Source organism: Nonomuraea sp. MG754425 (genome assembly GCF_021699195.1).
In the GTDB taxonomy this organism is placed as follows: domain Bacteria; phylum Actinomycetota; class Actinomycetes; order Streptosporangiales; family Streptosporangiaceae; genus Nonomuraea.
This window is the reverse complement of record NZ_SSXE01000122.1, coordinates 22,509-29,539: the sequence shown is the minus strand read 5'-3', so window position 1 is coordinate 29,539 and position 7,031 is coordinate 22,509. Positions and strand designations below refer to the sequence as shown.

The window sequence follows — 7,031 nt, the reverse complement described above, 5'->3', positions numbered from 1 at the left end:
CTCGCGGGTCCGGCCGGTGATGCCCCCTCCGGCCTGACCGGTGAGCGGCCCTCCGGTCTGGCCGGGGAAGCGCCCTCCCGCCCGGCCGATGACGTCCTCACCGGCCGGACCCGCGAGATGCCCTCCGGTCTGGCCGGGGAAGCGCTCTCCGGCCCGGCGGTCGGTGTCCCCTCCGGCCCTGAGGGTTCTCTCGCCTCCGGCCAGGGCGATGAGGTGCCCTTTGACCCGGTCGGTGCCCCGTCCCGGCCGGCCGGGGAGGTTCCCTTCGGCGCGGCCGGTGAGATTCGCTTCGGGCGGGCGGTGGCTGTCGTGGATGGGGGGCGGTTGGTGGTCGATCTGGGCAACGCCTATCCGTTCGCCGCGCCCCCCGCTCAGCCCGGCGCGGTGCATGCCGGCGCGGGGCGGATCGACGTGGCGGTCCTGCCGGATGAGCACGTCCAGGCGGGTGACGTGCTCGCGCCCGGCGACGGCCTGCTGTGCGTCGGCACGGCCGAGTTGCTGCCGTCCCTGCCGCCGGCGGGCATCGTCTCCTTCCCGCTCACCCCGGACGCGGCCGACGCCGTCGAACGCCGTCCCCTCGCCCTGGTGTCCCCGCTGCCCGGCGGTGGCGCGCGGGTCGTCTCACGGGAGACCCGGGACGGCCTGTACGTCAGGGCCGACGACTTCGTGCACCGCGTCGAGGCCGGCGCCGCGACCGTCCTCACGCTGTACGCGCGGCGGTACGGCCGTCCGGCCGGCGGGCTGACGATCCACCTCGAACGCGCCGGCGACGGGCGGCCCGCGCTCGGGGTGCCCGCCCGCGTCAGGACCGGCGGCGACGGCACGGCCACGGTCCGGCTGACGGCCGGCGACCCCGGCAACCCGCGCCGTGGTCTCGACGGGGTCGTGGAGCGGGTCGCCTACAGCCTGCGCACGGCCCCCGGCGGCGGGCTCGACCTCGCCGGGTCCGGCCTCGACCCGTACGTGGACGTGGTGGCCGCGCACGTACGGGCCGCCTACCCGCCGCCGCCGGACGACGACCTGGAGCGGGCCGTCCAGGAGATCCTCGCCCCGTACGCCCGGCACTACCCGATCATGGGCGAGCACCTGGTGGACCTCGGCGACCTCGACGCGGTGCGGCCGTGGCGGGCCGCCATGCTGCTGGCGCTGTCCCGCGACATCACCGACCCGAACCACATGCCGGTCAGCCGCGATCTGTCCGCGCCCAGACGGGCGGCGGTCCTGCGCTGGCTGCACGGCCTGCGAACCGGCTCCGGCGGCGTGACGGGTCACCCGGACGCGCCAGACCCGACCGGCGAAGCGGGTGAGTCGTGCTGAAGGTCGCGCGCGCCGCCGTCGAGGCGCTGGCCGGGGCGGGCAGCGCGGCGGAGCTCGGCCCGCTCGTCCAGGAGGCCGTGCGCCTGGAGTTCGCCACCATCCCGCCGTACCTCACCGCGATGTTGTCGCTGAAGCCCGGCCGCAACCGCGACATCTGGTGGGCGATCCACGACGTCGTCGTGGACGAGATGTCGCACCTGCTGATCGGCTGCAACCTGCTCAACGCGCTCGGCTACCGCCCCGCGCTCGACGCCGACGGCTTCGTGCCGCGCTATCCGGGCCCGCTGCCGCTCGGCATCGGCGACGATCTCGTGGTCGGCCTGGAGCCGTTCTCCCCGGGGCTGATGGAGCGGGTGTTCATGCAGATCGAGGAGCCGCAGGAGCCGCTCACGTTCCCGGTGGCGGGCGCGCCGCCGGAGTTCGCCACGATCGGCGAGTTCTACCGGACGCTGGCCGAGGCGCTGCTCGCGCTGCCCTGCGACCTGCTGCCCGGCGACCCCGCCCGCCAGGTGGTCGCGCCCGCCTGGTTCGGCGCCGACCGGCTCTTCCCCATCAGGACGACCGCGGACGCCGCCCGCGCCGTCGGCCTCATCGTCGCCGAGGGCGAGGGCGCTCCCGGCTCCCCGGTGGACCCCGACGGGGACGTGGCGCACTACTACCGCTTCGCCGCGATCGCCAGGGGCCGCCGCCTGGTCCGCGACCCGTCCGCGCCGGAGGGCTACTCCTACACCGGCGAGCCCTACCCGTTCGACCCCGACGGGGTGTGGCCGCTGACGCCCAACCAGCAGGTCGCCGACCTCGACCGGGACTCCGAGGCATGGCAGCGGGTGCACCGGTTCCGGGTGACGTTCACGCGGCTGCTGGCGGCGTTGCAGCGGTGCGTGGACGGGCGGCCCGGCCGGCTCGACGCGGCGATGGGGATCATGTTCGAGCTCAAGCTCACCGGTCAGATGCTGGCCGCGACCCCCGTGGCGTCAGGCGGGCAGCACGCCGGGCCGGTGTTCCTCCCCGTGCACGCCGACGAGTGAGCGCTACCCGTCGGGGGCGACGGTCAGCAGCGGGCGGTAGGTGGCGACGTCGGCCTCCTCGCCGACGGGGCGGCCCTCGGCCACCACCCAGGCGTGGGCGGCGAAGGGCGGGGTGCGCACGCCGGTGTGCCAGGTGGGCCAGGTCCCGCGCATCCGGCACAGCAGGACGGTGGCCAGGGAGCGGGGCAGGCAGTACGACCCGGCGCAGCGGGTGCTGATCGCGGTCACCGTCTGACGCGCCCGCAGCGCCTGTTCGTACGTGGCCGGCCGGGCACCGCGACGCAGCAGGCGGAGCACGGCCACGATGCGGCGCGGCGGCCGGCGGGCCAGCAGCCGGGCGACGGCGACGGCCAGGCGGCCCGCGATGCGTTCGGGCAGGGCCGGTTCGAAGGCGGAGCTGATCGGGACCTGGCTCACGTACCCTCGCCCGCGCCGGTGAGCAGGCGGGCCCGGGTCAGCTCGCCGACCAGGGCGGCGATGTCGGCGGCGGCCCGCTCGGCGGTGACGGGGCGGCTGCCCGCGAGCAGGTCCGCGACCCGGCCCGCGGGCATGCCGTCGAGCAGCGCCCGGACGATGGCGCCCGCGGTGGTGTTGAGCTGGAAGTAGCGGCCCGTGCCGGTGTGCAGCAGGACCAGGCCGTCGTCGGTATCACCGGCGACCACGTCAGGGTGCAGGCGTAGCGTCATCGTGGTACTCCTCGCCCTTGGGGTGCTGCCGGAGATCGGCGGGTACGGGGTGGGCCTCCAGGTCGCGCAGCCACGCCTCGACGCCCAGGGTCGCCTCCAGCACGGCGCAACCTCCGGGGGCCAGGCCGGGGCTGAGCAGGGCGCGGCGCAGTTCGTCGGGGTCGGCCAGGCCGGCGGCGACCAGCCGGGAGTCGTCCGCCCACGCGGCCAGCTCGCGCTGGTGGGCCTTCAGCCCGGCGTGCCAGTCGAGGCCGCAGCCGTCCTTGGTGGTGCGCCGCAGGATCTCCTCCGGGACCAGGCCGCGCATCGCCTCCGCCAGCAGCGGCTTGTACGACGACGCGTCGCCCGCGTCGTGCGCGCGCACGCTCAGGCAGGCGTCGAGGACCTCGTCGTCGCAGAAGGGCGCGTCGAGGGAGTGGAGCTGCCGGAGGTGGGCGGCGATGCGCGCCGCCTGGCGGGCCTGCTGCCGCCAGGCGTGCCCGCCCGGATCGGCCGCCAGCGGCTCGGCTCCGGCGGCGGCGGTGAGCAGCAGGTCGCGGACCAGTTCGGCGGCCCGGCGGCCGGCCCAGGCGGGCAGGTACGGCCGTGGCCCCCAGGGGTCGGGCGCGGGTGTGGTGAGGTCGTCGTGGGTGGCGGCGCGCAGCCGGTCGGCCTGGGTGCGGAGCCAGGCGGGGTAGGCGGGCGCGGGCAGCAGCATGCGCGCGGTCCCGGGCAGGCTCCAGCGCCATCGGGCGCGGTGGGCCGCCGCGTGCCGCAGGGCGAGCAGCGGGCGGCGGCGGGCCAGCGCCCGCAGGTATCCGGCGGGCGGCACGACCAGGTGGTCGCCGCCGTGCCCGCTCAGCCGGCGGGTGGCGGCGTGGCGGCCGAGTTCGGCGGCGATGTGCTCCTGGTGCGCCCGGTCGCGCAGGGTGGGGCCGGGCTCGTCGCCCGGGTCACGGCGCTCGCCGAGCCCCGACCACATGGCGGGCAGCCGTTCGGACGGGAAGGTGAGCGGGGTCAGGCCGGGCAGGCGGGCGGCGGCCAGGGCCGCGTAGCGGTGGTCCTCGTTGTCAGGTCCGCGCCAGTGCAGGGTGGCCGTCACCAGCCGCGCTCCCGCGCGGGCGGCCAGGAAGCACAGCGTGGTGGAGTCCATCCCGCCGGACAGGTCCGCGCCCCACACCTCGCCGGGCCGGACGCGGGCCGCCACGGCCCGCAGCAGCGCCTCCCGCAGTCGCGCGGCGCCCTCCTCCAGCGGCAGCCCGCCGGTGAGCGGGGCCTCGTCCGCCTCCTGGAGGGCGTACCGGCCGTGGTGGTCCAGCAGGGCGGCCCGGCCCGGGGGGACGAGGTGCACGTCCTGCCACATCGGGGTGTCGTCGAGCGGGTGGGGCAGGGCGCCGCCCAGCAGGCGGGCTGCCAGGTGGGCCGGTGCCACGCCCGCGCCGCCCAGCCAGGCCAGGACGTGCGCGCGATCGGCCAGCACGCTCACGCCGCCGACCCGGGCCCGGTAGAGCCGCCGCGCGCCGGTGCGGTCGCCGCGGGCGCGGACCCGGCCGTCGAGGCTGGCCAGCGCGTGGAAGCTGCCGGCCGCCCCGTCCAGCAGCCGGTCGAGCTCGTGACCCGCGGTGAGCCGCGACAGGTCGGCCGCGCAGGGGCCGGACACGGCGACCGTGTCCCGGCCCCGGACCACCACGCGCATGCCGCTCCCGACCGGCCAGCAGCCGATCAGCCACGGACGCCCGGAGGCGTGCGTGACCTGGTGGCATGCGCGCGGCAGCAGTCGCCCGGCCGCCGCGGACGCCGGGTCGCAGTCGGGCAGGACCGCCAGCCAGCGTCCGGTGCAGGGGGTCATGCTCAGTTGTAGTAGGTCCAGATGCCCTCGCCGGCGCGGTTCTGGCCGCCCAGCGTGTGGTCGGCGAAGTCGCCGATCTCCTGGACGACGGGCGGCTCGTAGCACTCGGCCGGCTGGGTGAGCTGGTTGTGCATGAGGAGGGTCCCTTCTCCGATCGGCGGACCCGGTCGCGGGTTCCGCCTGCTGGGCCTGTCATATCGCCCGGCCGCCGAGCACGTTAAGTGTCCGTGCGGATACAGTGCGCATCCATGTCGAGTGGCCGCGTTGATCACGGGCTCAGGCCGACGATCTTCCGCATAACGTTCCGCGAACGTTCGTTGTGCGCCCGCCGGGCGGGGCTACCGGATCAGCGCCCGAATGGGCAGAATCCAGCGAGCATGATTGTGAACGGGAGATTAACGAAAGCAGGACTGTGCGACGATGCGTGCTCGCACCATCAGGCGACGGGGACCGACGGGCGAGCACCGGTTGTCGCTGCTCTTTCTGGCACCCTCACTGATCATCTTCACGATCTTCGTCTTCTATCCGCTGGGCCGGACGTTCTACCTGTCCACGATGGGGACCGACATCATCGGCCGGGCCAACAAGTTCGTCGGGCTGGACAACTTCGCCGCCATGTTCGGCGACCCGGGCTTCTTCAAGGCGCTCGGCACGACCGCGCTCTTCGTGCTCTTCACGGTGGTGCCGGGGGTGGTCGGCGGGCTCGCGGTCGTCCTGCTGCTGGAGTCGCGGATCCGCGGGCAGCGGATGTTCCGCACGGTGTTCGCGCTGCCGTTCGCGTTCTCCGTGGCGACCGCGTCGGTGATCTTCGCCCTCATCTACAACCCGGCCGTGGGCATGGCCAACGGCGTCCTGAGCCATCTCGGCGTTGACCGGATCGGCTGGCTCACCGAACCCGACCTGGCGCTGATCTCGATCTCGATCACCACGGTCTGGATGACGCTCGGCTACAACGTCCTGGTGTTGTCGGCCGGGGTCGGCGCGATCCCCGTCGAGGTGGTGGAGGCGGCCAGGCTGGACGGCGCGACGGGGTGGCGGTTGCACGGCCGGATCACCGTCCCGATGTTGTCGCCGCAGCTCTTCTTCCTCATCGTGATCTCCACGATCCACGCGCTGCAGAGCTTCGGGCAGATCCACATCCTCACCAAGGGCGGGCCCGACGGGGCCACGTCCACGCTCGTCTACTGGATCTACGAGAAGGCGTTCAGCTACGGGTCCTCGGACTTCGGCACCGCCAGCGCCGCGGCGATCGTGCTCCTGGTGGTCGTGCTGGTGTGCACCGGCATCCAGTTCGGCGTGCTGGAAAGGAGAGTCCACTACCGATGAGCGCACCCTCCACCGCATCCTCCGCCGTGAGCAAGGCCGTCGTCTATCTCGTGCTCGTCGTGTGCGCGCTCCCGGTGCTATTCCCGCTCTACTACGCGTTCGTCGGCGGCATCATGACGCCGGGCGACCTGGCCAGCTACCCGCCGAATCTGGTTCCGACGGCGATCGACCTGGGCAACTACTCCTCGGCCATGGAGACGATCCCGCTGGCCCGGCAGTACCTCAACTCGGCGATCCAGACGGGGATCGTCACCGTCTGCCAGCTCGCGTCGAGCGTCCTGGCCGCGTACGCGTTCGCGTTCCTGCGGATGTGGGCCAAGACGGCGATGTTCGGGCTGTTCATGGTGACGCTCATGGTGCCGTGGGAAGCGATCATCCTGCCGAACTACCTGCTGATCTCGGACCTGGGGCTGACCAAGGGGCCGCTCACCTACCTCGGGCTGACACTGCCCTTCCTGGCCCACGCGTTCGGCACGTTCCTGCTGCGGCAGTCGTTCCTGCAGTTCCCGCTGGAGGTGCGCGACGCCGCCGTGATGGACGGCTGCGGCCACCTGCGTTTCCTGTGGCGCATCCTGCTCCCCCTGTCGAAGCCGGCCATCGCCGCGGTCGGCGTCTACGTGTTCATGACCACGTGGAACCAGTACTTCTGGCCGCTGATCCTCGGCAACGACGACCAGTACAAGACGCTGCAGATCGGCGTGTCCATGCTGAACGACGCCGAGTCGTCCAGCCCCACGCTGATCCTGGCCGGCGTCACCCTCGCGCTGCTGCCCACCCTCGCGCTCGTCGTGTTCGGGCAGCGCTTCATCATCCGCGGGCTCACCTCAGGCGCGGTGAAGTGATCGT

The 7,031-nt window shown here is 73.9% G+C and carries 8 protein-coding genes; 4 read left to right on the top strand and 4 right to left on the bottom strand.

Annotation, left to right across the window (positions count from 1 at the left end; genetic code table 11):
• A partial coding sequence (locus tag FAF44_RS34535) for a hypothetical protein (protein ID WP_272895408.1) occupies nt 1–1,317 on the top strand: 1,317 nt, incomplete at its 5' end.
• Nucleotides 1,311–2,345 (top strand): ferritin-like protein, encoded by a 1,035-nt coding sequence (locus tag FAF44_RS34530; protein ID WP_237107539.1) that lies wholly within the window; start codon nt 1,311–1,313, stop codon nt 2,343–2,345. The genes FAF44_RS34535 and FAF44_RS34530, both read left to right, overlap by 7 nt.
• A gap of 3 nt (nt 2,346–2,348) precedes the next feature.
• Here the strand turns inward: FAF44_RS34530 and FAF44_RS34525 are convergent, their stop codons facing one another.
• Genes FAF44_RS34525 through FAF44_RS34510 form a run of 4 tightly spaced genes read right to left on the bottom strand, consistent with a single transcriptional unit; the run spans nt 2,349 to nt 4,993 of the window.
• Nucleotides 2,349–2,762, bottom strand: a complete 414-nt coding sequence (locus FAF44_RS34525; protein ID WP_237107538.1) for a lasso peptide biosynthesis B2 protein — start codon at nt 2,760–2,762, stop codon at nt 2,349–2,351.
• Entirely contained in the window at nt 2,759–3,031 is a 273-nt protein-coding gene (locus FAF44_RS34520; RefSeq protein ID WP_237107537.1) for a lasso peptide biosynthesis PqqD family chaperone, read from the bottom strand. The genes FAF44_RS34525 and FAF44_RS34520 overlap by 4 nt, the downstream gene beginning before the upstream one ends.
• Nucleotides 3,009–4,859, bottom strand: a complete 1,851-nt coding sequence (locus tag FAF44_RS34515; protein WP_237107536.1) for an asparagine synthase-related protein — start codon at nt 4,857–4,859, stop codon at nt 3,009–3,011. Before FAF44_RS34515 ends, FAF44_RS34520 begins: the two co-directional genes overlap by 23 nt.
• 2 nt (nt 4,860–4,861) lie before the next feature.
• A complete protein-coding gene (locus FAF44_RS34510; RefSeq protein WP_237107535.1) occupies nt 4,862–4,993 on the bottom strand; it encodes a lasso RiPP family leader peptide-containing protein in 132 nt (43 codons plus the stop codon).
• 286 nt (nt 4,994–5,279) lie between these two features.
• On the opposite strand from FAF44_RS34510, the gene FAF44_RS34505 reads away from it, so the two are divergent.
• Both FAF44_RS34505 and FAF44_RS34500 read left to right on the top strand, forming a co-directional pair.
• Nucleotides 5,280–6,185 (top strand): carbohydrate ABC transporter permease, encoded by a 906-nt coding sequence (locus FAF44_RS34505; protein ID WP_237107534.1) that lies wholly within the window; start codon nt 5,280–5,282, stop codon nt 6,183–6,185.
• Nucleotides 6,182–7,027 (top strand): carbohydrate ABC transporter permease, encoded by an 846-nt coding sequence (locus FAF44_RS34500; protein WP_237107533.1) that lies wholly within the window; start codon nt 6,182–6,184, stop codon nt 7,025–7,027. The genes FAF44_RS34505 and FAF44_RS34500 overlap by 4 nt, the downstream gene beginning before the upstream one ends.
• Nucleotides 7,028–7,031: the final 4 nt, after the last annotated feature.

Bases quoted from the DNA above. Each gene is read 5' to 3' on its own strand.
- FAF44_RS34520 (WP_237107537.1), bottom strand. From the start codon at position 3,031: ATGACGCTACGCCTGCACCCTGACGTGGTCGCCGGTGATACCGACGAC.
- FAF44_RS34515 (WP_237107536.1), bottom strand. From the start codon at position 4,859: ATGACCCCCTGCACCGGACGCTGGCTGGCGGTCCTGCCCGACTGCGAC.
- FAF44_RS34510 (WP_237107535.1), bottom strand. From the start codon at position 4,993: ATGCACAACCAGCTCACCCAGCCGGCCGAGTGCTACGAGCCGCCCGTC.
- FAF44_RS34505 (WP_237107534.1), top strand. From the start codon at position 5,280: ATGCGTGCTCGCACCATCAGGCGACGGGGACCGACGGGCGAGCACCGG.
- FAF44_RS34500 (WP_237107533.1), top strand. From the start codon at position 6,182: ATGAGCGCACCCTCCACCGCATCCTCCGCCGTGAGCAAGGCCGTCGTC.